This is a genomic window from Methylobacterium sp. J-068 (assembly GCF_022829445.1).
Lineage (GTDB): Bacteria > Pseudomonadota > Alphaproteobacteria > Rhizobiales > Beijerinckiaceae > Methylobacterium.
In genome coordinates, this window is the sequence record NZ_JAKSXY010000021.1 from 1 (window position 1) to 318 (window position 318).

The following is a 318-nucleotide window of genomic DNA, read 5'->3' on the forward strand; positions in this document are numbered from 1 at the left end:
ACGCCAGGTGATCGGTGAACAGGCAGGGCGATGGGTGGTGCTCCGCGAGCGGAGGGACCCGAGCGGGAGACGGAACCGAGACGGTAACCGCGAGGGCCCGCCGCCGCTCCAGGACGGGGATCCCCGAGCCAAGATGGGCGAGCAGGCCGGGGCAGTGGCAGAAGCCGTGAACTACGATCCCGCCGGGACGGTCGAGTTCGTCGCGGGCCAGGACCAGACGTTCTAATTCCTCGAGACGAACACCCTGCTCCAGGTGGAACACCCGGTCACCGAGATGATCACCGGGCTCGACCTCGTGGAGCTGATGATCCGGGTCGC

The 318-nt window shown here is 67.9% G+C and carries 1 pseudogene; it reads left to right on the top strand.

What is annotated here, in order from left to right:
* Window positions 1-318, top strand: a pseudogene (locus tag MKK54_RS01440) (acetyl/propionyl-CoA carboxylase subunit alpha); the annotation flags it as partial.